This is a genomic window from Burkholderia sp. ABCPW 111, from assembly GCF_000773065.1.
Taxonomy (GTDB): domain Bacteria; phylum Pseudomonadota; class Gammaproteobacteria; order Burkholderiales; family Burkholderiaceae; genus Burkholderia; species Burkholderia savannae.
On the sequence record NZ_JPWT01000087.1, the window covers coordinates 22,729 to 44,119 of the forward strand.

Below are 21,391 nucleotides of genomic sequence, written 5' to 3' on the forward strand. Positions count from 1 at the left end.
CGGGCGGCCAGCTCGCGCACCGTTTTCTTTTGTTTATCGCAGGAAACAGCCATGGAGACGGCTCAGATGGATATCCAGGTCGAAAACGCGGGCGGCGTGCTGACGATCACGCTCGCGCGCCCGTCGAAGAAGAACGCGATCACCGCGGCGATGTACCAGACGATGGCCGATGCGCTCGCCGCGGCGCAGGACGACAAATCGGTGCGCGCGATCCTGATTCGCGGCAGCGACGGCAACTTCAGCGCGGGCAACGATCTCGACGATTTCATGAAGGCGCCGCCGAAGGACGAGAATGCGCCCGTGTTCCAGTTCCTGCGCCAGATCGCGAGCGCGCAAAAGCCGATCGTCGCGGCGGTCGCGGGCGTCGCGGTCGGCATCGGCGTGACGTTGCTGCTGCACTGCGATCTCGTCTATGCGGCCGACACCGCGCAACTGTCGCTGCCGTTCGCGCAGCTCGGCCTGTGCCCGGAGGCGGCGTCGAGCCTGCTGCTGCCGCGCCTCGCCGGCCATCAGGTCGCCGCCGAGAAGCTCCTGCTCGGCGAGCTGTTCGACGCGCTCGAAGCGCACCGGATCGGCCTCGTGAACCGCGTGCTGCCCGCCGCGGACCTCGACGCGTTCGCGGCCGAGCAGGCGGCGAAGCTCGTCGCGCTGCCGGCGTCGTCGCTGCGGGCGACGAAGGCGTTCCTGAAGAAGGGGGCCGGCGCGGAAGTCGCCGCGCGGATGTCGGAGGAAGGCGAGCAGTTCGGCAAGATGCTGCGCTCGCCCGAAGTGCGCGAGGCGATCACCGCGTTCTTCGAGAAGCGCAAGCCGGACTTCCGTCAATTCGACTGAGCGTGGCTGCGGCCGCTGCTGCTGCGGCGGCTGCGCGAGGCGGCGGCTTGCCGGCCGCCCCGTCCGCGTGCGAATTCCGGCGCGGCGGCTCGTCGCTCGCCGGCGCGTGCGAATGGCGATGCGGCGGCGCGCTACGCGGTGCCGTAGTCGACGTAGCCCGCCTCGCGGCAGAAGCTCACGAGCCGCAGTCCGGCCTGCCGCGCGATCTCGATCGCGAGCGACGACGGCGCGGAGATCGTCGCGACCATCGGAATGCCGACGCGCGCGGATTTGCGCACGAGCTCGTAGCTCGCGCGGCTCGACAGGAACACGAAGCCGTTCGTCATGTCGGCGCGCGCAAGCGTGAGCGTGCCGATCAGCTTGTCGAGCGCGTTGTGGCGGCCGACGTCCTCGAACGCATGGACGATCGCGCCTGCCGCGTCGCACCACGCGGCCGCGTGCAGGCCGCCCGTTTGCCGCGTGAGCGCCTGATGCGCGGGAAGATCGCGCGCCGCGCGTGCGATCGCATCCGGCGCGAGGCGCGCGAGAAAGCCGGTATCGGGCACGCGTTCCGGCACGAGATCGAGCAGATCGATGCTTTCGATTCCGCATACGCCGCAGCCGGTGCGCCCCGCGAGCGCGCGGCGCTTTTCCTTCAACGCGGCGAACGCCTGCTGGACGACCGTCAATTGCACTTCGGCGTGCGGCAGCGGCCCGTCGCCGTGCAGCACGACCTCGATGTCCTTCACGTCGCTGCCGCGCCCGACGATGCCCTCCGACACCGCGAAGCCGACCGCGAACGCCTCCAGATCGCGCGGCGTGCACATCATCACCGCATGCGAGATGCCGTTGAACACGAGCGCGACAGGCCATTCCTGGCCGACGCTGTCGACGGCCGCCTCGAACGCGTCGCCGCGCCGCCTGCGCACCGCGAGCTCGACGATGCCGCGGGGTTCGACGGTTTCGGACAGGCTCACGGGGGGCTCCTTCGATTGGGCGGGATGGGCGAGCGGGGCGCGACGTCAGGCGGCACGCCCCGCTCGTCGCGAAGGTTCTAAAATACTCCAGACGGGCCAAACGTGCCGGCAAACGTCATAGTGGGTGCAAACATGGGACTGAGCGACGCGCCGTTGCTGTTCAATTTCGAAATCGAATCGTCGGAGGATCTGACTTACATTCCGATGATCGTCCGTTTCAACCTCGACCGCTTCGGGCTCAGGATCTCGCTCGAGCAATGGCAGATGCTGCCGATCGAGGATCGCAAGCTGCTCGCGCGCTTTCCGGCCGACGAAGACGTCGTGATCGAGCCGAATTTCGATCATGCGCTCTTCGAGATGCTGCGCACGCACGCGAACGTCGAGCCGACGTGGTTCCAGCCGGATGAGCATCCGGCCTGGCGCGGCGTCGAGATGGTGCCGGATGCGCTCGTCGCGCAGAGCGGGCTGGCCGGGCTGCCGGCGCCGTCCGCCGTGCAGTGGGCGACGCTCACGCCGTTTCAGCGCTACGTGCTCGCGAAGCTGTCGCGCAAGCCGAAGCTCAATCACGACTTCATTCCGGCGATGCGCGAGTTCGGCCTCGCCGCGCACTGAGCGGGCGAGGCAAAGCAAATCGCGGCGCGCATCGCCGCGGCGCCCCGTGCGCGGCCCGCGCGGGCCACGCGCCGGTGCAACACGCGGGCGAAACGCGCGCAAAACGCGGCGGCGCTTATTCGAGCGGCGGCAGCGCGCGCGGGCGGCGATCGGCGTCGGTTGCGACGTAGGTGAGCGTTGCTTCCGTCACCTTGACGATCTCGCTCATCAGGCTCATCCGCTGCGCGTAGACCTCGACGTCGACCGTCACCGACGTGTTGCCCGTCTTCACGATGCTCGCGTAGAAGCTCAGCAGATCGCCGACGAACACCGGCTGCTTGAACAGGAACGAATTGACCGCGACCGTCGCGACCCGGCCGTTCGCGCGGCGGCTCGCCGGGATCGAGCCCGCGATGTCGACCTGCGCCATGATCCAGCCGCCGAACACGTCGCCGTGGACGTTCGCGTCGGACGGTTGCGGCACGACGCGCAGCGCGGGCGGTTTTTGCGGGAGTTGCAGGGACGAATCGGTCATGGTTGAAGCTTCCATCCTGTAAGAAAAACGGCCGGCTCGCGCGTTTTCGCGGACGGGCGCCTGCGAGGCGGCGGGCAGCGGCGCGAACCGGCTTCTGCGACAATGCAAAGTTATGAAATTGTACGAGAAAGTGTGAACTTGGGCCGCGCCGCACACGCCGCGTCGCGTAGGTCAGGCTGCGTAGGTCGAGCGGCGCACGCCGGGCCGCGCTGGTCGCATGCGGGTTGAGCCTTCGCGCCACGCCATTCGACCATGCGCGACGATCTGCGCGATTCGGCCGCCGGAGCCCCGCCGCGTACGCCGCACCGCGCGACGGCTACGGCCCCAAGCACGCGCACTTTCACCGACGAAGCGAACCACGAACTCCCCATGCGCCGCTATCCCGCTTCCTCCGAGCCCGCGCCCGTCGTGACCGGGCCGCGCAACGACTGGCAGACGATCCGCTCGCTGCTGCCGTATCTGACTGCCTACAAGTGGCGCGTCGCGTTCGCGCTCGCGTGCCTGATCGGCGCGAAGGTCGCGAACCTCGGCGTGCCCGTCGTGATGAAGCGGATCGTCGACGGCCTCGCCGCCGTCCAGCAACTGACCGCGCTCGGCCGCGCCGAGCAGTCGGCGAGCATCGTGCTCGCGGGCGGGGTCGCGCTCCTCGTGGTCGCCTATGCGCTCGTGCGGCTGTCGACGTCGCTTTTCACCGAGCTGCGCGAAATCCTGTTCTCGAAGGTGACGGAGAGCGCGGTGCGGCGGCTCGCGCTGCAGGTGTTCCGGCATCTGCACGGCCTGTCGCTGCGCTTTCATCTCGAGCGGCAGACGGGCGGCATGTCGCGCGACATCGAGCGAGGCACGCGCGGCATCCAGCAGCTGATCTCTTATTCGCTCTACAGCATCCTGCCGACGCTCGTCGAAGTGGGGCTCGTGCTCGGCTTCTTCGTCGTCAAGTACGAGGCGTACTACGCGTACGTGACCTTCGCCGCGCTCGTCGCGTACATCGGGTTCACCGTGAAGGTGACCGAGTGGCGCACGCATTTCCGCCGCACGATGAACGAGCTCGATTCGCGGGCGAACTCGCGCGCGATCGATTCGCTGATCAACTACGAGACGGTCAAGTACTTCGGCAACGAGGAATGGGAGGCGCAGCGTTACGACGAAAATCTGAAGCGCTATCGGAAGGCTGCGATCCGCTCGCAGAATTCGCTGTCGTTCCTGAATTTCGGCCAGCAGGTGATCATCGGCACGGGGCTCGTGTTCATCCTGTGGCGCGCGACGCAGGGCGTGCTCGCGGGCAAGCTCACGCTCGGCGATCTCGTGCTCATCAACACGTTCATGCTGCAGTTGTACATTCCGCTCAACTTCCTCGGCGTTGTCTACCGAGAGCTCAAGCAGAGCCTGACCGACATGGACCGGATGTTCGGGCTGCTGTCGGCGGCGCGCGAAGTGGACGACGCGTCCGGCGCGAGCGCGCTGAAGGTGAGCGGCGCGCAGGTGCGCTTCGAGCGGGTCAATTTCAGCTACGAGCCGTCGCGGCAGATCCTGCACGGCGTTGATTTCACGATCGACGCCGGCACGACGACGGCGGTGGTCGGCCACAGCGGTTCGGGCAAGTCGACGCTGTCGCGGCTGCTGTTCCGTTTCTACGACCTCGATCGCACGGCGGGCGGCGCGATCACGATCGACGGCCAGGACATCCGCGACGTGAAGCAGGAAACGCTGCGCGCGTCGATCGGCATCGTGCCGCAGGACACGGTGCTCTTCAACGACACGATCTACTACAACATCGCGTACGGCCGGCCTTCGGCGACGCGCGACGAGGTGATCGCGGCCGCGCGCGCCGCGCACATCCACGCGTTCATCGAGAGCTTGCCGAAGGGTTATGACACGCCGGTCGGCGAGCGCGGGCTCAAGCTGTCGGGCGGTGAGAAGCAGCGCGTCGCGATCGCGCGGACGATCCTGAAGAACCCGCCGATTCTGTTGTTCGACGAGGCGACGTCCGCGCTCGATTCGCGCTCCGAGCGCGCGATCCAGCACGAGCTCGAGCAGATCGCGCGGCACCGGACGACGCTCGTGATCGCGCACCGGCTATCGACCGTCGTGCATGCGGACCAGATCATCGTGATGGACCACGGGCGCATCGTCGAGCGCGGCACGCACGCGCAACTGCTGCGCGCGGACGGCCTTTACGCGCAGATGTGGGCGCTGCAGCAGCAGCGCGCGGCGGCCGACGGCGCGGCGGCGGAAGAGGTTTGACGGCGGCGGCGGCCGCCGCGACGATGCGGCGCCGAAAAGCCGAAAAGCCGAAAAGCCGAAAAGCCGAAAAGCCGAAAAGCCGAAAAGCCGAAAAGCCGAAAAGCCGAGCAATCGCGAAACCGTGAAACTCACCGAAAGCCGCGCAGTCGAGCATGAGCGCAACGGGAAGCCAAGCGGCTGACCGGTCGAGCGCTCGAGCAGGCGTGCAGCCAAACGATCGACCGGCCGAGCGGCCGAGCCAATCGATCAGCCGATCAGCCGAACGGCTAACCGGACATCCAATCGATCAGCCGACTGACCGGCCGGAGGGGGCCCTCAACGCCGCATCGAGTTCGCCGAGCTGCGCGGGCGTGCCGACGTTCTCCCACAGCCCCGTGTATAGCTCGCCCGTCGCGCGGCGCGCGGCGATCGTCTCGCGATAATAGGGCGTGAGCGCGCGGCGCGTGCCGGCGGGCAGAGCGCGGAACATCCGCGTGTCGTACAGCGCGATGCTGCCGAACGTGACGCGCGGCGCGCCGTCGAGCGACAGCAGGCCGTCGCCGTCGAGCGCGAAATCGCCCGCCTGATGGAACGGCGGGTTCGGCACCATCACGAGGTGCATGCCGGGCTCGGTGGCCGCCGCGAGCGCGGCCGCGCGCGTGCGCAGCGTCGCGTGATCGAAGTTCGCGTAGACGTCGCCCGCGACGCCGACGAACACCTTGGGCCCCGCGCCGTCCTCGATGAGCGGCAGCGCCTGGGCGATCCCGCCCGCCGTCTCGAGCGCCTCGCGCTCGGCCGAGTAGCGCAACCGCACACCCCAGCGCGAGCCGTCGCCGAGCGCGGCCTCGATCTGCGCGCCGAGCCACGCGTGATTGACGACGATCGTGCGGATGCCCGCCGCGGCGAGCCGCTCGATCTGCCAGACGATCAGCGGCTTGCCGCCCGCGGCAAGAAGCGGCTTCGGCGTCGTGTCGGTGAGCGGGCGCATTCGTTCGCCGCGCCCGGCGGCGAAGATCATCGCCGTATCGAGTGTGTGCGTCATCGTTCAGAACGTGTAGCCGATGTCGGCCGTCTTGCCTTCGAGTTCGTCGAGGAGTTTCGCGAACGGCGCGAGCGGCCGGTAGCGCAGCGCGACGCGCCGCGCGTAGCCGAGAAAGCGCGGCAGGTCGGCGAGATAGTGCGGCTTGTGATCGCGGTAGTTGATCCGCGCGAACAGGCCGAGCACCTTGATGTGGCGCTGCAGGCCCATCCATTCGAGCTGCCGGTAGAACTCGCCGAAGTCCGGCTCGACGGGAAGCCCCGCCTTCCTCGCCTTTTCCCAGTAGTACGCGAAGCAGTCGAGCTCGAACTCCTCGTCCCAGTTGATGAACGCGTCGCGCAGGAGCGATACGACGTCGTACGTGAGCGGCCCGTAGACCGCGTCCTGAAAGTCGAGCACGCCGGGGTTCGGCTGCGCGATCATCAGGTTGCGGGGCATGAAGTCGCGCAGCATGTAGCCCTGCGGCTGCGCCTGCGCGCTCGCGATCAGCAGCGCGAAGGTGCGGTCGAGCACGCCGCGCGCGTCGTCCGGGAGCGTCTTGCCGAGATGCCGGCCGACGTACCACTCGGGCATCAGCTCCATCTCGCGGCGCAGGAACGCTTCGTCGAACGGCGGCAGCACGCCTTCGCGCGACGCGAGCTGCCAGCGGATCAGCGCGTCGAGCGCGTCGCGCATCAGCGGCCGCGCGGCGGCGGGCGCGGTGGGGTCGAGTGCCGAGATGTACGAGCGCGTGCCGAGATCCGTGACGAGCATGAAGCCCGCGTCGAAATCGTGCTCTAGCACTTTCGGCGCGTGCACGCCCGCCGCGTCGAGCAATTGCGCGATCTGCACGAACTCGCGGCACTTCTCGGGCGGCGGCGCGTCGACGGCGATCGCCGTGCCGCCCGGCGCGGCCGCGCTCGCGACGCGGAAATAGCGGCGGAAGCTCGCGTCGGCGGACGCCGGGGCGAGCGACGTCGGGTCGAGCGCGTAGCGGCCGGCGAAAGCGGCGAGCCAGGTGCGCAGACGGGTGAGACGGGGATCGGCTGGAGGCTGCGTCATTGAAAGTCGGGGAGGGGGAACGTCTTGCCATATAATACCCCACGACTTTTTTGACGCGTCCCGTGTCAATTCCCGCCGGCGCGGGCCCGCAGCCCGCTACGCCGTCCGTTTGCCCGTTTTCCCCCGGTATGCGCGAAGCCGCAGTCACGGTTCGATTGCGCGGGCTGCGGCGTGCGAAGGCCGGGTTTGACAGGGTCGATTCGCCGAACGATAGATGCCGCCTAAAACGTTATTCCCGCTCGTCCCAGCTTGCGATGCCGCGCCGCGCAAAAAACGGCTCGCGGTCGCGCTTTTGGCCGTACCGGGCCTCGTGCCGGCGGTGTCGCAGGCCCAACTGACGGGCGTCGCGGCCGAGCCGCAGACGTTTGGTTCGCCGTGGGACCTGCGCCTCGCGCCGCAGCTCGACGAGCATCCGCAAAAACAGAGCGGCAAGCCGGCGACGTTTGTGCTCGGCGACCACACGAGCGGCACGGCCGACCAGGATCTCGCCGCGAAGGGCTCGGCCGAGATCCGCCGCGGCAACGCGGTCGTCAAGGCGCAGGCGATCCACTACGAGCAGGACACCGACATGGCCGACGCGTACGGCAAGGTCACGGTGTCGAACGGCGGCACGACGTTCTCGGGCCCCGAGGCGCATCTGAAGGTCGAGGCGAACCAGGGCTTCATGACGACGCCGAAGTACCATTTCACGGCGACGGGCGGCTCGGGCAGCGCCGAGCGGGTGCAACTGCTCGACAGCGAGCGCTCGGTGTTCACGAACGGCACGTACACCGGCTGCCAGTGCTCGTCGAACCCGGCGTGGTACATCAAGGGCAGCGAGTTCGATTTCGATACCGGCGCGGACGAAGGCGTCGCGCGCAACGGCGTGCTGTTCTTCCAGGGCGTGCCGCTCTTCGGCAGCCCGTGGCTCACGTTTCCGCTGTCGGGCGAGCGGCGCAGCGGCTTCCTGCCGCCGACGTTCTCGCCGTTCAGCTCGACGAACGGCTTCGAGTTTTCGCTGCCGTATTACTTCAACATCGCGCCGAATCGCGACCTGACGATCACGCCGCACATCATCTCGAAGCGCGGCGTCTTCACGCAGGCGACGTTCCGCTATCTGTCGACGAACTACTCGGGCACGCTGACGGGCGAATTCCTGCCGGACGACCGCGTCGCGCACCGTAACCGCTACGCGATCTTCTGGCAGCACCAGCAGAACTTCGGCAACGGCTTCGGCGGCTACGTTTACTACAACAAGGTATCGGACAACCTGTATCCGGAGGATCTCGGCTCCACGAACCAGTTCGTGAACGGGATACAGACGGTCTACCAGCAGGAAGCCGGCCTCACGTACAACAACGGGCCGTGGTCCGTGCTCGGGCGCTACCAGCACTGGCAGACGCTGCCGCCTTCGGTCGCGCCGTACAGCCGCGAGCCGTACAGCCGCGAGCCGCAGTTGAACGTGAAGTACACGAAGTACAACGTCGGCGGCTTCGACTTCGGCGCGGAAGCCGACTATTCGCGCTTCCGGATCACGACCGCCGACCAGCCGGAAGGCGACCGCGTGATGTTCAACCCGTACGTGTCGTACGGGCTGTACGGTCCCGGCTACTTCGTCGTCCCGAAGGCGCAGTTGCACATCGCGTCGTACGACCTGACGACGACGACGGGCGGCGTGCCCGGCCAGCCGAAGCGTTTCACGTATTCGATCCCGACGCTCAGCTTCGATACCGGGCTCATCTTCGACCGCTCGGTGCGCCTGTTCGGCCAGGACTTCATCCAGACGCTGGAGCCGCGCCTGTACTACGTGTACACGCCGTACCGGAACCAGTCGGACGCGCCGCTCTTCGACACGGCCGTGTCGGACTTCGGGCTCGCGGAGATCTTCACGCCGAACACGTTCGTCGGCAACGACCGGATCGCCGACGCGAACCGCCTGACGGCCGCGCTCACGACCCGCTTCATCAATCCGGAGACGGGCGACGAGCGCGCGCGCTTCGTGATCGCGCAGCAGTACTACTTCACCGACCAGCGCGTGACGCTGCAGCCGAGCGAGGCGCTCGCGACGGCGCGGCACTCGGACCTGATCCTCGGCGCGTCGGTCAAGCTCGGCGCGGGCTTCGCGTCGGAAACCGCGTTCCAGTACAACGTCGACAACAACCAGCTCGTGAAGTCGAGCGTCGGCTTCGGCTACAGCCCGGGCGAGCGGCGCGTGATCAACGTCGGCTATCGCTACACGCGGCAGAACCCGACGCTCAGCAACGAGCCGATCAACCAGATCCTCATGTCCGCGCAATGGCCGCTCACGCGGCGGCTTTACGCGATCGGCCGCCTCAACTACGACCTCGCGAGCAGCCGGGTTGTCGACGGTCTCGTCGGCTTCCAGTACGATGCCGACTGCTGGGCGTTCGGCGTCGGCGTCCAGCGCTACGCGAACGGCCTGAACACGTCGGGGCAGCAGAATTCGTCGACCCGCGTGCTCGCGCAGCTCGTGCTCAAAGGCTTGACGAGCATCGACAACGGCCTCGTGACCGCGTTCAGGGCAGGCGTGCAGGGCTACACGCCGCTGCCGCCCGCGCCGGCGCCGCTGTCGCGCTTCAGCAATTACGATTAACCGCCGAGGAGGCGTTCGCGGCGAGCGGCGTTCGCGCAGCCCGCTTTCAATGGAGTACCTGTGGCAATGAAGAAAACCCTTCGCTTCGCGGCTATCGCATCCGGTCTGCTCGCGTCGCTCATCACGGTCGCGCCGGCCGCGTCCGCGCAGGCGCTGCGCGCGCAGGGCGCGTCGCTCGCCGACGAGGTGGTCGCCGTCGTCAACAACGACGTGATCACCGGGCGCGAGCTCGATCAGCGCGCCGGCCTGATCGCGCGCCGCCTGCAGCAGCAGAACGCGCCCGTGCCGCCGATGGACCAGTTGCGCGCACAGGTGCTCAACCAGATAGTGCTCGAGCGCATCCAGGTGCAACGGGCGAAGGACGACGGCATCGTCGTCGACAACGCCACCGTGCAGGCGACGCTCGGCCGCCTCGCGCAGGCGAACGGGATGCCGCTCGAGCAGTACAAGGCGCGCATCGTGGCGCAAGGCGTGCCGTGGGACGTGTTCGTGGGCGATGCCCGCACCGAGCTGATGCTCTCGAAGCTGCGCGAGAAGGAAGTCGACAGCAAGATCACCGTGTCGGACGCCGAGGTGGCGAGCTACATCGCGAGCCAGCGCGGCCCGAACGCCGGCTCGCAGCAGGATCTGCGGCTCGAGCACGTCTTCGTGAAGGCCCCGACGAGCGCGCCGCAAGCGGACATCGACGTCGCACAGAAGAAGGCGGAAGGCCTGCTGCAGCAGGCGCTCGCGTCGGGCGCCAATTTCGAGCGGCTCGCGAAGAACAATTCGGAGGCCGACGACGCGAAGAAGGGCGGCGATCTCGGCTTCAAGTCGCCGTCGTCGCTGCCGTCGGACGTCGTCGACGCCGTGTCGAAGCTGCGCCCCGGCGAGGTCAACCCGACGCTCATCCGCGTGCCGGACGGCTTCGAGATCGTGCGCCTCGTCGAGCGCCGCGCGAGCCAGAACCCGGCCGCGTCGCCGAAGATCGTGCAGACGCACGTGCGCCACATCCTGCTGCGCGTCGGCGAAGGCAAGTCCGAATCGCAGGCGCGCCAGCAGCTGATCGACATCCGCCGGCAGATCGAGGCGGGCAGCGATTTCGAGAAATTCGCGCGTACCTATTCGCAGGACGGCTCGGCTTCGCAGGGCGGCGATCTCGGCTGGATCAGCCCGGGCGAGACGGTGCCCGAATTCGAGCGGGCGATGAACGCGCTGCAGGACGGCCAGGTCAGCAACCCGGTGCGCACCGAGTACGGCTACCACCTGATCCAGGTGCTCGGCCGACGCGACGCGGAAGGCTCGGTGCAGCAGCAGATGGACATCGCTCGCCAGGCGATCGGTCAGCGCAAGGCCGAGCAGGCGTACGCGGACTGGCTGCGCGAGCTGCGCGATTCGTCGTACGTGCAGATCAAGCTGCCCGTCGCCCAGTAAGCGCATAGGCGCATCATGTCCGCCAGCCCGCAGCCGCTGCGCATCGCGATCACGACCGGCGAGCCGGCCGGCGTCGGCCCCGAGCTGACGGCCCGCGCGCTCGCCGACGCGGCGACGCGCTGGCCGGACGCGCGTTTCACGGTGCTCGGCGACGCGAATCTGATCGCGCAGCGCGCGGCCGCGGTCGGCGTCGACTGGGTGCGCGTGACGGCGGGCGGCGCGAATGCGGATGTCGCAGGCGCGCACGTCGGGAATGCGCATGTCGCCGACGCGCATGTCGCCGACGCGCATGTCGCCGTCGTGCATCGCGCGCTTGCCGCGCCGGCCGAAGCCGGCAAGCTGAATCCGGCGAACGGGCGCTACGTGCTCGATCTGCTCGATGCGGCGATCGACGGCGCGCTCGCCGGCGAATACGACGCGATCGTCACCGCGCCGCTGCAAAAGAGCACGATCAACGATGCGGGCGTGCCGTTCACCGGTCACACCGAATATCTCGCCGAGCGCACGCACACGCCGCGCGTCGTGATGATGCTCGCGGGCACGGGCGAGCGCCCGCTGCGCGTCGCGCTCGCGACGACGCACCTGCCGCTCAAGGACGTGTCGGCCGCGCTGACGATCGACGGTCTTGCCGATACGCTCGCGATCGTCGATCGCGACCTGCGCGGCAGCTTCGGTCTTGCCGCGCCGCGCATCCTCGTGACGGGCCTGAATCCGCACGCGGGCGAGAACGGTTATCTCGGCCGCGAGGAAATCGACGTGATCGAGCCGGCGCTCGAACGCGCGCGGGCGGCGGGCATCGACGCGCGCGGCCCGTACCCGGCCGACACGCTGTTCCAGCCTCGCTACCTCGAGCATGCGGATTGCGTGCTCGCGATGTTTCACGACCAGGGACTGCCGGTCCTCAAGTACGCGACGTTCGGCGAAGGCATCAACGTCACGCTCGGCCTGCCGATCATCCGCACGTCGGTCGATCACGGCACCGCGCTCGATCTCGCCGGCACGGGCCGCGCCGATCCGGGCAGCCTCGTCGCCGCGATCGACACCGCCGTGACGATGGCGCGCCATCGGCGCGCGGGCTGAGTTTTCGCGTCATTCGTTTTTCTATCTCTCGATGTCGAACAGCAGACAGCACCAAGGGCATTTCGCGCGCAAGCGCTTCGGGCAAAACTTTCTCGTCGATCACGGCGTGATCGACGCGATCGTCGCGGCGATCGATCCGAAGCGCGGCGAGCGGATGGTCGAGATCGGTCCGGGCCTCGGCGCGCTCACCGGGCCCGTGATCGCGCGGCTCGCGACGCCCGATTCGCCGCTGCACGCGGTCGAGCTCGATCGCGACCTGATCGGACGCCTCGAGGAGCGCTTCGGCGATCTGCTCGAGCTGCACGCGGGCGACGCGCTCGCGTTCGACTTCGGCTCGCTCGCGCGGCCGGGCGGCGCGCCGTCGCTGCGGATCATCGGCAATCTGCCGTACAACATCTCGAGCCCGCTGCTGTTCCATTTGATGTCGTTCGCGCCCGTCGTGATCGACCAGCACTTCATGCTGCAGAACGAAGTCGTCGAGCGGATGGTCGCCGAGCCGGGCACGAAGGCGTTCAGCCGGCTGTCGGTGATGCTCCAGTACCGCTACACGATGGACAAGCTGATCGATGTGCCGCCCGAATCGTTCCAGCCGCCGCCGAAGGTCGATTCGGCGATCGTGCGGATGATTCCGCACGCGCCGCACGAGTTGCCTCACGTCGACGTCGCGGTGCTCGGCGAAGTGGTGACGGCCGCGTTCTCGCAGCGCCGCAAGATGCTGCGCAACACGCTTGGGGGCTATCGCGACCTGGTGGATTTCGACGCGCTCGGCTTCGATCTCGCGCGCCGCGCGGAAGACGTCGGCGTCGACGAGTACGTGCGCGTCGCGCAGGCGGCCGGCGCCGTGCGGCGGACGGGCGGTTGAGAGGCGACTTGAGAGGCGACTGAGGGGCGACTGAGGGGCGGGCGGCCGGCGACGGGCGGCGCAAAGGGCGGCGCGTCGCGGGATCGCGCGGCCGGTGTCGGCATGTCGGCGCGTCCACGAAGCCGCCGGATCGGCAAAACGACTAAACGGCTAAACGGCAAATCTGCAACGTGCCCCGCCACGGCCGCCGGCCGGATAATCCTCCGTTTCCCGCCTACTTGCCGCGATCCCCTTTCGGCGGCGCGTTGACGAGCCCGATGCCCGCCAGCACGAGCGCGGCCGCCGCGCCGAAGCGTGCGTCGACCGAATCGCCGAGCAGCAGCACGCCGAAGCTCACGCCGAAGAGCGGCGCGAGAAACGTAAACACGGAAAGCCGTGCCGCGCTATAGCGCGTCAGCAGCCAATACCATGCGAGATAGCTCGCGAACGCGACAATCACGCCTTGATACGCGAGGCTCGCGACGGCGAGCGGCGTCACGTTCGCGAGCGTCGTCTGTCCGGTGACGACGGCCAGCCCGAGCAGCGCCGCCGCCGACACCGTCAGCTGGTAGAACAGCGTCTTGCTCGCGCTCGCGCGCGCGAGCGACGTCGAGCGCACGACGACCGTCGTCGCCGCCCACATCACGCCGCCGAGCACGCCGAGCGCGTCGCCCGCGAGCCCGGCGAGCGTCGATGCGCCGCCCGCGGCCGGCCGCGCGAAGCCGTCGGCGAATGCGACCGCGATGCCCGAGAACGCGATCGCGACGCCCATCCATTGCATGCGGCGCATCTTCTCGCCCGGCGCGAACAGGTGCAGGCCGAGCGCGGTGAAGCACGGCGCGGTGTAGAGGAAGATCGCCATGCGCGCGGCGCTCGTCAGCGTGAGGCCGAAAAAGAGGCAGACGAATTCGCCCGCGAACAGCGTGCCCGCGGCGACGCCGGCGCCGAACGTGCCGTCCGCGCGAAAAAGCGACGTGCCGCGCGCGCTCGCCCACGCCCACACGCCGACGGCCGCGATCGCCGAGCGCAGCCCGGCTTGGAGCATCGGCGGGATTGCGTGCGTCGCGCTCTTGATCGCGACTTGCTGGAAGCCCCAGATCGCGCATAGCAGGATCATCACGCCGATCGCGCGCAGATCGAGCGCCGGGCGTGCCGGCGCGTAGGCGACGGCGCTCATCGGACGCCCCCGAACGCGGTGGCGCGCGCCGTGGATATGCCGGCGGCCGGGCGCTCGGCGGACAAGCTCGGTTCGAGGAAGAAGGTTTGCACGGTTTGCGGGCCGGGGGAGCGGCTGTCGGAAAGGTGGTTCGATTCGTCGCGGGACGCGGCGCGGGCGGCCTCGTCGCGGGGTGCGGCGGGCGGCGATGCGGCGCGCATGCCGCACCGCTGCCTGCCGCGACGATCTTAACCGATCGCGCCGCGCGCCGCCTGCCGTCGTGCATGGCTTCCGCTGCCCGGATGGGCGGTGCGGCGGCCGGCGAGAATCGCGCGGGTCTGGTACATTCGCACGTTCAAGCAAGTCCCCACGGAGTACATCATGCGTTTGCTTCACACGATGCTGCGAGTCGGCGATCTCGACCGCTCGATCAAGTTCTACACCGAGCTGCTCGGCATGAAATTGCTGCGCCGCGACGACTATCCGGACGGGAAATTCACGCTCGCATTCGTCGGCTACGGCGACGAGCGGGACCACACGGTCATCGAGCTCACCCACAACTGGGACACGAAGTCGTACGACCTCGGCACGGGCTTCGGCCACCTCGCGCTCGAAGTCGACGACGCGTACGAGGCGTGCGAGCGGATCAAGGCGCAAGGCGGCAAGGTCACGCGCGAAGCCGGCCCGATGAAGCACGGCACGACGGTGATCGCGTTCGTCGAAGATCCGGACGGCTACAAGATCGAGTTCATCCAGCGCAAGTCCCACTGAGCGCTGTCCGGCCGCACGGGGCGCTGCGGCGCTCCGCGCCGGCTCGCATCCGGCGCGCGATGCGTTCGTGCCTGCGCGCCGAGTCGTTTTTCCTCTCCCACGATTCCTTTTCATGAACCCGTTTTGCTCGGGCTGCGAAGCTCGGCGGCGCGTTCGCGTTCGCGTTCGCGCTTGCGCGCGCTTTCGCGGGCGGCGGCGCGGTTCGGGCGATGCGCCGCGTCGTGCGCCGCGCCGCGCGCGGGCGTAGGCGGGCGAGTCGGCGCATGCATCGGTCGTGCGGCGCGGGACGACGGCGGCGAGAGGAGGGGCGGGCGCGGAAGCGCCGAATCGAATCGGTGCGGCGCCTGCCGCATCGAAAGCGCGCCGCGAAAATCGATGTCCGATTGCGGTTGCGCGCGGCCGCGTCCCCCGGGCTACCGCTCGCCGCGTTCGGCCGCCGCCCTTTCGATCGGGCGACGGGCGGCGCGCTTTTGCGAGCGCCGCGCGCTCAGAGCGCGGGCAGCAGCTCCGGCGGATGATGCTTGAGCGTATGCCGCGCTTCGCGGAATTCCGGAAAGATCGATTCGACCGTCTGCCAGAACGCCGGGCTATGGTTCATCTCGCGCAGATGCGACAGCTCGTGCGCGACGACGTAATCGACGATCGACATCGGAAAGTGGACGAGCCGCCAGTTCAGGCGGATCTTGCCGTCGCTCGAGCAACTGCCCCAGCGCGTCGCGGCCGACGACAGCGCATACATCGAATACGTGACGCCGAGCTTCTGCGCATACACCGCCAGCCGCTCGCCGAAGATCCGCTTCGCTTCGCTCTGCAGCCACCCCTGCACGCGGTCCTTGATCTGCTGCTCGCTCGCGTGCGCGGGCAGCCCGAGCTCGAGCGTCGCGGCGGCCGCGTCGAAGCTGAGCGCGCCCTTCGCCGACGCGAGCGCGATGGTGACGGGCTTGCCGAGGTACGGAATCTGCGCGCCTTCCTTCCAGTCGATCTGCGGCAGCGCGCGCTGCTCGGCGCGCGTCTGCCATTCGGCGAGCTTGTTGAAGATCCAGCGACGCTTCTCGGCGATCGCCGCTTCGATGTCGGCGAGCGTCACCCAGCGCGGCGCGGTGATCGTGAGGCCGCTGCCGTCGATCGCGAAGCCGATCGTGCGGCGCGCCGAGCGCTTGAGCTTGTATTCGAGGACGCCGCCGTCGAGCGCGAGCGTGCGGCGACGGGAGCGGTCGGCGTCGGGCGGCGCAGCGGGTGCGGCGGGCGCAACGGACGAAGCGGGCGGAACGGCGGAAGGGGAAGCGGGAGACGCCGAGGCGGCCGGCCCGTCGAAGAGCGGCAGGTCGAGCTGGCGGTGATCGAGAGCCACGACGGCCGGCCGTGGCCTGGGACGCTTCGGCATCAGTTCGCTTCGTTTGGCAGTGCGCAATGGGTGAAACTCGCTTGACTTCAGGTACGCGCGGCGTCGGACGAGCGTGCGGCGCCGCGTGCGCCGTCGCGCTCGTGCCGGTACGCGTCCGGATCGATGCGGCGCATTTCCGCTTCGATCCAGTTCTCGACACGTTCGTTCAATTGATCGGGGGTGAGGCCTTGCGTGTCGATCGGCTTGCCGATCGACACCGTGACGGTGCCGGGATACTTCATAAACGAGTTGCGCGGCCACACGCGTCCCGCGTTGTGGGCGATCGGCACGACGGGCGCGCCCGCGCCGATCGCGAAGCGCGCGCCGCCCGTCTTGTACTTGCCCTGACTGCCGACCGGCGTGCGCGTGCCTTCGGGGAACATGATGACCCACGCGCCGTCCGCCATTCGCGTGCGGCCCTGGCGAATCACCGAATCGAACGCGTTCTTGCCGTCCTTGCGGTTGATGTGGACCATGTGCAGCATCCCGAGCGCCCAGCCGAAGAACGGCACGTACAGCAACTCGCGCTTGAACACGTAGCAGAGCGGCTTCGGCATCAGCGCGGGCAGCGCGATCGTCTCCCACGCGGACTGATGCTTCGGCAGCAGCACGGCCGGGCCGTCGGGCAGGTTCTCGTAGCCTTCGATGCGATAGCGGATGCCGTTCAGCCAGCGCGCGACGAAGAGCGTCGACTTGCACCAGCCGGCCGCCATCCAGTAGCGCGCGTTCGGACGCAGGAACGGGAACGCGATGAAGCACGCGGTCGCGTACAGCGCCGTGTAGACGATGAAATAAACGAATAGCAGCAGGGAGCGGGCGAAGCGCATCGGCGTGACGTTACGGTGAGGGAGGACGCGCGCGGGTCGGCATCACTCGTGTTCTTCGGAAAGGAAATCGAGCGCGAACGCGCGCAGGTCGTCGTGCACGCGCGTGCCTTGCGGCAGCCCGCCCGCGGCGAGCGTCTTCTTGCCCTTGCCCGTCAGCACGAGGTGCGGCTGGAAGCCGAGCGCCGCGCCCGCCTGCAGGTCGCGCAGCGAATCGCCGACGACGGGCGTGTTCTGCGGATCGATCTCGAAGCGCTCGGCGATCAGCTTCATCATTCCCGGCTGCGGCTTGCGGCAGTCGCAGTGGTCGTCGGCGGTGTGCGGGCAGAAGAACACCGCGTCGATCCGTGCGCCGACCGCGGCCGCCGCGCGATGCATTTTCAGATGCATCGCGTTCAGCGTCGCCATGTCGAACAGGCCCCGGCCGATGCCCGACTGGTTGGTCGCGACGACGACGCGATAGCCCGCGTGGTTGAGCCGCGCGATCGCCTCGAGGCTGCCGGGCAGCGCGATCCATTCGTCGGGCGACTTGACGAACGCGTCCGAATCGACGTTGATGACGCCGTCGCGGTCGAGGACGACGAGCTTCTTGCTGGGACTGGTCGGCATTGCGTGGCCCCCGGCTTCAGGCGGCGAGCTTCGAGATGTCCGCGACGCAGTTCATCTGCTGATGCAGCGCGGACAGGAGCGCGAGCCGGTTCGCGCGCAGCGCGGGGTCCTCGGCGTTGACCATCACGTCGTCGAAGAACGCGTCGACGGGCGCGCGCAGCGCCGCGAGCGCGGAGAGGGCGCCCGTGTACGCGCGCGCCTCGAGCTGCGACTGCACGCGCGGCGTGACCGCGGCGAGCTGCTCGGCGAGCGCCTTCTCGGCGGCTTCGACGAACAGCGTCGGCTGCACCGCGCCGTTCGCGCCGCTTTCCGACTTCTTCAGGATGTTCGAGATCCGCTTGTTCGCGGCCGCGAGCGCTTCGGCTTCCGCGAGGCGCGTGAATTCGCGCACCGCGTCGAGGCGCGCGATGATGTCGTCGAGGCGCGTCGGGTTCAGGCTCAGCACCGCGTCGACTTCGCCTGCCGTGTAGCCGCGCTCGCGCAACAGGCCGCGCAGGCGATCGATGAAGAACGCGTAGATCGCGTCGGTCGATTCGGCGACGCCCGGCACCGCCGCGAAGCGCTCGTACGCGGTGCGCAGCAGCCAGACGAGATCGAGCGGCAACTGCTTTTCGAGCAGCAGACGCAGCACGCCGAGCGCGTGACGGCGCAGCGCGAACGGGTCCTTCTCGCCCGTCGGCGCGAGGCCGATGCCCCAGATGCCGACGATCGTCTCGAGCTTGTCGGCGAGCGCGACCGCGGTCGACACGGGCGCCGTCGGCAGCGCGTCGCCGGAGAAGCGCGGCTGGTAGTGCTCGGTGCACGCGACAGCGACGTCTTCCGGCTCGCCGTCGTGGCGCGCGTAGTACGTGCCCATCGTGCCCTGCAGCTCGGGGAACTCGCCGACCATGTCGGTCAGCAGGTCGGCCTTCGCGAGGCGCGCCGCGCGGATCGCGATCGTCGCGTCGGCGCCGATCGCGGGCGCGATCTCGCCCGCGAGCGTTTCGAGGCGCTCGACGCGCGCGAGCTGCGAGCCGAGCTTGTTGTGATAGACGACGTTCGCGAGCAGCGGCACGCGCTCGGCGAGCGGCTTCTTCTTGTCCTGTTCGAAGAAGAACTTCGCGTCGGCGAGGCGCGGGCGCACGACGCGCTCGTTGCCCTCGACGATCTCGTCCGGCGTCTTCGTCTCGATGTTCGACACGATCAGGAAGCGCGAGCGCAGCTTGCCCGCCGCGTCGGTGAGCGCGAAGTACTTCTGGTTCGTCTGCATCGTGAGGATCAGGCACTCCTGCGGGACTTGCAGGAATTCGTCCTCGAAGCGGCACGGATAGACGACGGGCCATTCGACGAGCGACGTCACCTCGTCGAGCAGCGCTTCCGGCATCACGACCTGGTCGCCGTCGGCGTGCGCGGCGAGCTGCGTGCGGATCGCTTCCTTGCGGTGCGCGAAGTGCGCGATCACGCGGCCTTTCTCGCGCAGCGCGTCCGCGTACGCGCTCGCGTGCTGGATCGCGACGAGGCCGTCGGACAGGAAGCGGTGGCCGAGCGTCGTGTCGCCCGCGTCGATGCCGAACGCGGACACGGGCACGATGCGATCGTCGTGCAGCACGGTGAGGCGATGCACGGGGCGCACGAACTGGACGTCGGTGCCGTCCGGGCGCTGATAGGTCATCACCTTCGGGATCGGCAGCTTCGCGAGGGTTTCGTCGAGCGCGGCCTGCAGGCCGTCGGCGAGCGACGCGCCGGGCGCCGCGTAGTTGACGAAGAACGCTTCGGCCTTGCCGTCGTGCGCGCGCTCGAGATCGGCGATCGACAGGTTCGGGCGGCCGAGCGCGGCGAGCTTCTTCGCGAGCGGGGCGGTGGGCAAGCCTTGCGCGTCGAGCGCGACCGACACCGGCAGCACTTTTTCGCGGACCTGCTTTTCGGGCGCGACGGCGCGCACGTTCCGGACGACGACGGCGAGGCGGCGCGGCGTCGCGTAGCGCTCGAACGCGAGCTCGCCTTCGATCAGGTCGCGCGCGGCGAGGCGTTGCGCGATGCCTTCGGCGAACGCGTCGCCCAGGCGCGCGAGCGCTTTCGGCGGCAGCTCTTCGGTCAGCAGTTCGACGAGCAGGGAAGCGGAATGGTTTTGCGTCATGGTGTGAAGAATCTCGTCAGTCCTGATCGATCTTGCGTTCGGCCTTCAGCGGCGGCGCCCACGCGGGCTGCGCGGCCTCTTGCGCGTCGGTGGTCAAGCCCGGCACGCCCGGCACCGGGTTGCCGATCATCGGGAAGCCGAGCTTTTCGCGCGAATCGTAGTACGCCTGCGCGACGAGCCGCGACAACGCGCGGATGCGGCCGATGTACGCGGCGCGCTCGGTCACGGAAATCGCGCCGCGCGCGTCGAGCAGGTTGAACGTGTGGCCCGCCTTCAGCACGAGCTCGTACGCGGGCAGCGCGAGCTGCGCGTCGATCATCCGCTTCGCTTCCGCTTCGTAGCTGCTGAAGAACGTGAAGAGCAGCTCGACGTTCGCCTGCTCGAAGTTGTAGGTCGACTGCTCGACTTCGTTCTGGTGATAGACGTCGCCGTAGGTCAGGCGGCGCAGCTCGGGGCCGTTCGGGCCTTGCTCTTCCCACTCGGTCCAGATCAGGTCGTAGACGTTCTCGACTTTCTGCAGATACATCGCGAGGCGCTCGAGGCCGTAGGTGATCTCGCCGAGCACCGGCTTGCAGTCGAGGCCGCCCACTTGCTGGAAGTACGTGAACTGCGTGACTTCCATGCCGTTCAGCCAGACTTCCCAGCCGAGGCCCCACGCGCCGAGCGTCGGGTTTTCCCAGTCGTCCTCGACGAAGCGCACGTCGTTCTGCTTCAGATCGAAGCCGAGCGCTTCCAGCGAGCCGAGGTACAGGTCGAGGATGTTCTCCGGCGCGGGCTTGAGCACCACCTGATACTGGTAGTAGTGCTGCAGGCGGTTCGGGTTCTCGCCGTAGCGGCCGTCCTTCGGGCGCCGCGACGGCTGCACGTACGCGGCGCGCCACGGCTCGGGGCCGATCGCGCGCAGGAACGTGTGCACGTGCGACGTACCGGCGCCGACTTCCATGTCGATCGGCTGGAGCAGGGCGCAACCCTGCCTGTCCCAATAGGACTGGAGCGTCAGGATGATTTGCTGAAACGTAAGCATGAGAGGCCTTCGTGGCGCTGGGCGCCGCGCTTCGGGCGGACGGCGCGAGCGGGGCTGGCGCCGGCAGCTCGCGCGGCGCGCGGCTTGGGTCTGTGCTGAAACGCGTAATTTTACCGGATCGGCGGGCAGGTGCGGCCGGAACGGGGTGGGGCAGCCCTCCATACGCGTTCGCGGGCGACGAAATCGCGGGAAAACGGGCGGATGCGCGGGGGCCGATCGGCGGCGCGTCGGCGCGCGATTCGCGGGCGGCCGCGGCGCACGCGGCACGCACGGCGCACACGGCGCACACGGCGCACACGGCGCACACGGCGCACACGGCGCACACGGCGCACACGGCGCACACGGCGCACACGGCGCACACGGCGCA

The 21,391-nt window shown here is 68.7% G+C and carries 18 protein-coding genes; 8 read left to right on the forward strand and 10 right to left on the reverse strand.

The features are described from left to right. Nucleotides 1-66: 66 nt before the first annotated feature. Nucleotides 67-831 carry an enoyl-CoA hydratase gene (locus X946_RS20165; RefSeq protein ID WP_038751180.1) on the forward strand — a complete coding sequence of 255 codons (765 nt, stop codon included), beginning with the start codon at nucleotides 67-69 and terminating at the stop codon, nucleotides 829-831. Between the two features lie 131 nt (nucleotides 832-962). Here the strand turns inward: X946_RS20165 and fdhD are convergent, their stop codons facing one another. Then, on the reverse strand, nucleotides 963-1,787 hold the full coding sequence (gene fdhD, locus X946_RS20170) for a formate dehydrogenase accessory sulfurtransferase FdhD (protein WP_038751182.1): 825 nt from the start codon (nucleotides 1,785-1,787) through the stop codon (nucleotides 963-965). Nucleotides 1,788-1,919: 132 nt separating this feature from the next. Here fdhD and X946_RS20175 point away from each other — a divergent pair, with 132 nt between their 5' ends. Beyond that, complete coding sequence (locus tag X946_RS20175) at nucleotides 1,920-2,399, forward strand: nitrate reductase associated protein (protein WP_038751184.1); 480 nt, start codon at nucleotides 1,920-1,922, stop codon at nucleotides 2,397-2,399. 115 nt (nucleotides 2,400-2,514) lie between these two features. On the opposite strand, the gene X946_RS20180 is transcribed toward X946_RS20175, so the two are convergent. Further along, nucleotides 2,515-2,928, reverse strand: a complete 414-nt coding sequence (locus X946_RS20180) for an acyl-CoA thioesterase (RefSeq protein ID WP_152611757.1) — start codon at nucleotides 2,926-2,928, stop codon at nucleotides 2,515-2,517. 354 nt (nucleotides 2,929-3,282) lie between these two features. On the opposite strand from X946_RS20180, the gene X946_RS20185 reads away from it, so the two are divergent. Continuing rightward, entirely contained in the window at nucleotides 3,283-5,154 is a 1,872-nt protein-coding gene (locus tag X946_RS20185) for an ABCB family ABC transporter ATP-binding protein/permease (RefSeq protein ID WP_038751220.1), read from the forward strand. Nucleotides 5,155-5,440: 286 nt separating this feature from the next. Here the strand turns inward: X946_RS20185 and murU are convergent, their stop codons facing one another. Next, nucleotides 5,441-6,175 (reverse strand): N-acetylmuramate alpha-1-phosphate uridylyltransferase MurU, encoded by a 735-nt coding sequence (murU, locus tag X946_RS20190; RefSeq protein ID WP_038751188.1) that lies wholly within the window; start codon nucleotides 6,173-6,175, stop codon nucleotides 5,441-5,443. 3 nt (nucleotides 6,176-6,178) lie between these two features. Beyond that, complete coding sequence (locus X946_RS20195) at nucleotides 6,179-7,213, reverse strand: aminoglycoside phosphotransferase family protein (RefSeq protein ID WP_038751190.1); 1,035 nt, start codon at nucleotides 7,211-7,213, stop codon at nucleotides 6,179-6,181. A gap of 214 nt (nucleotides 7,214-7,427) precedes the next feature. Here X946_RS20195 and X946_RS20200 point away from each other — a divergent pair, with 214 nt between their 5' ends. From X946_RS20200 to rsmA, 4 genes are all read left to right on the forward strand, one after another. Beyond that, nucleotides 7,428-9,806 (forward strand): LPS-assembly protein LptD, encoded by a 2,379-nt coding sequence (locus X946_RS20200; RefSeq protein WP_038751192.1) that lies wholly within the window; start codon nucleotides 7,428-7,430, stop codon nucleotides 9,804-9,806. Nucleotides 9,807-9,872: 66 nt separating this feature from the next. After that, a complete protein-coding gene (locus X946_RS20205; protein WP_038751194.1) occupies nucleotides 9,873-11,219 on the forward strand; it encodes a peptidylprolyl isomerase in 1,347 nt (448 codons plus the stop codon). Between the two features lie 15 nt (nucleotides 11,220-11,234). Continuing rightward, entirely contained in the window at nucleotides 11,235-12,299 is a 1,065-nt protein-coding gene (gene pdxA / locus X946_RS20210; protein ID WP_038751196.1) for a 4-hydroxythreonine-4-phosphate dehydrogenase PdxA, read from the forward strand. A 31-nt stretch (nucleotides 12,300-12,330) separates the two neighbouring features. Next, entirely contained in the window at nucleotides 12,331-13,161 is an 831-nt protein-coding gene (gene rsmA, locus X946_RS20215; protein ID WP_038751198.1) for a 16S rRNA (adenine(1518)-N(6)/adenine(1519)-N(6))-dimethyltransferase RsmA, read from the forward strand. Nucleotides 13,162-13,375: 214 nt separating this feature from the next. Here rsmA and X946_RS20220 read toward each other — a convergent pair whose 3' ends face one another. Then, entirely contained in the window at nucleotides 13,376-14,317 is a 942-nt protein-coding gene (locus X946_RS20220; protein WP_038751200.1) for a DMT family transporter, read from the reverse strand. 360 nt (nucleotides 14,318-14,677) lie between these two features. On the opposite strand from X946_RS20220, the gene gloA reads away from it, so the two are divergent. Further along, nucleotides 14,678-15,067 carry a lactoylglutathione lyase gene (gene gloA / locus X946_RS20230; protein ID WP_038751204.1) on the forward strand — a complete coding sequence of 130 codons (390 nt, stop codon included), beginning with the start codon at nucleotides 14,678-14,680 and terminating at the stop codon, nucleotides 15,065-15,067. Between the two features lie 487 nt (nucleotides 15,068-15,554). Here the strand turns inward: gloA and X946_RS20240 are convergent, their stop codons facing one another. Genes X946_RS20240 through glyQ form a run of 5 tightly spaced genes read right to left on the reverse strand, consistent with a single transcriptional unit; the run spans nucleotide 15,555 to nucleotide 21,024 of the window. Beyond that, a complete protein-coding gene (locus tag X946_RS20240; RefSeq protein WP_038751208.1) occupies nucleotides 15,555-16,451 on the reverse strand; it encodes a M48 family metallopeptidase in 897 nt (298 codons plus the stop codon). A 47-nt stretch (nucleotides 16,452-16,498) separates the two neighbouring features. Beyond that, complete coding sequence (locus tag X946_RS20245; protein WP_038751210.1) at nucleotides 16,499-17,278, reverse strand: lysophospholipid acyltransferase family protein; 780 nt, start codon at nucleotides 17,276-17,278, stop codon at nucleotides 16,499-16,501. Nucleotides 17,279-17,320: 42 nt separating this feature from the next. Next, nucleotides 17,321-17,884 carry a D-glycero-beta-D-manno-heptose 1,7-bisphosphate 7-phosphatase gene (gene gmhB / locus X946_RS20250; protein ID WP_038751212.1) on the reverse strand — a complete coding sequence of 188 codons (564 nt, stop codon included), beginning with the start codon at nucleotides 17,882-17,884 and terminating at the stop codon, nucleotides 17,321-17,323. Between the two features lie 16 nt (nucleotides 17,885-17,900). After that, complete coding sequence (glyS, locus tag X946_RS20255; protein WP_038751214.1) at nucleotides 17,901-20,000, reverse strand: glycine--tRNA ligase subunit beta; 2,100 nt, start codon at nucleotides 19,998-20,000, stop codon at nucleotides 17,901-17,903. A gap of 16 nt (nucleotides 20,001-20,016) precedes the next feature. Further along, nucleotides 20,017-21,024, reverse strand: coding sequence for a glycine--tRNA ligase subunit alpha (gene glyQ, locus X946_RS20260; RefSeq protein WP_081989874.1), 1,008 nt, complete (start codon nucleotides 21,022-21,024; stop codon nucleotides 20,017-20,019). Nucleotides 21,025-21,391: the final 367 nt, after the last annotated feature.

Bases quoted from the DNA above. Each gene is read 5' to 3' on its own strand.
- X946_RS20165 (WP_038751180.1), top strand. From the start codon at position 67: ATGGATATCCAGGTCGAAAACGCGGGCGGCGTGCTGACGATCACGCTC.
- X946_RS20175 (WP_038751184.1), top strand. From the start codon at position 1,920: ATGGGACTGAGCGACGCGCCGTTGCTGTTCAATTTCGAAATCGAATCG.
- X946_RS20180 (WP_152611757.1), bottom strand. From the start codon at position 2,928: ATGGAAGCTTCAACCATGACCGATTCGTCCCTGCAACTCCCGCAAAAA.
- X946_RS20185 (WP_038751220.1), top strand. From the start codon at position 3,283: ATGCGCCGCTATCCCGCTTCCTCCGAGCCCGCGCCCGTCGTGACCGGG.
- murU (WP_038751188.1), bottom strand. From the start codon at position 6,175: ATGACGCACACACTCGATACGGCGATGATCTTCGCCGCCGGGCGCGGC.
- X946_RS20195 (WP_038751190.1), bottom strand. From the start codon at position 7,213: ATGACGCAGCCTCCAGCCGATCCCCGTCTCACCCGTCTGCGCACCTGG.
- X946_RS20200 (WP_038751192.1), top strand. From the start codon at position 7,428: ATGCCGCCTAAAACGTTATTCCCGCTCGTCCCAGCTTGCGATGCCGCG.
- X946_RS20205 (WP_038751194.1), top strand. From the start codon at position 9,873: ATGAAGAAAACCCTTCGCTTCGCGGCTATCGCATCCGGTCTGCTCGCG.
- pdxA (WP_038751196.1), top strand. From the start codon at position 11,235: ATGTCCGCCAGCCCGCAGCCGCTGCGCATCGCGATCACGACCGGCGAG.
- rsmA (WP_038751198.1), top strand. From the start codon at position 12,331: ATGTCGAACAGCAGACAGCACCAAGGGCATTTCGCGCGCAAGCGCTTC.
- X946_RS20220 (WP_038751200.1), bottom strand. From the start codon at position 14,317: ATGAGCGCCGTCGCCTACGCGCCGGCACGCCCGGCGCTCGATCTGCGC.
- gloA (WP_038751204.1), top strand. From the start codon at position 14,678: ATGCGTTTGCTTCACACGATGCTGCGAGTCGGCGATCTCGACCGCTCG.
- X946_RS20240 (WP_038751208.1), bottom strand. From the start codon at position 16,451: ATGCCGAAGCGTCCCAGGCCACGGCCGGCCGTCGTGGCTCTCGATCAC.
- X946_RS20245 (WP_038751210.1), bottom strand. From the start codon at position 17,278: ATGCGCTTCGCCCGCTCCCTGCTGCTATTCGTTTATTTCATCGTCTAC.
- gmhB (WP_038751212.1), bottom strand. From the start codon at position 17,884: ATGCCGACCAGTCCCAGCAAGAAGCTCGTCGTCCTCGACCGCGACGGC.
- glyS (WP_038751214.1), bottom strand. From the start codon at position 20,000: ATGACGCAAAACCATTCCGCTTCCCTGCTCGTCGAACTGCTGACCGAA.
- glyQ (WP_081989874.1), bottom strand. From the start codon at position 21,024: ATGCTTACGTTTCAGCAAATCATCCTGACGCTCCAGTCCTATTGGGAC.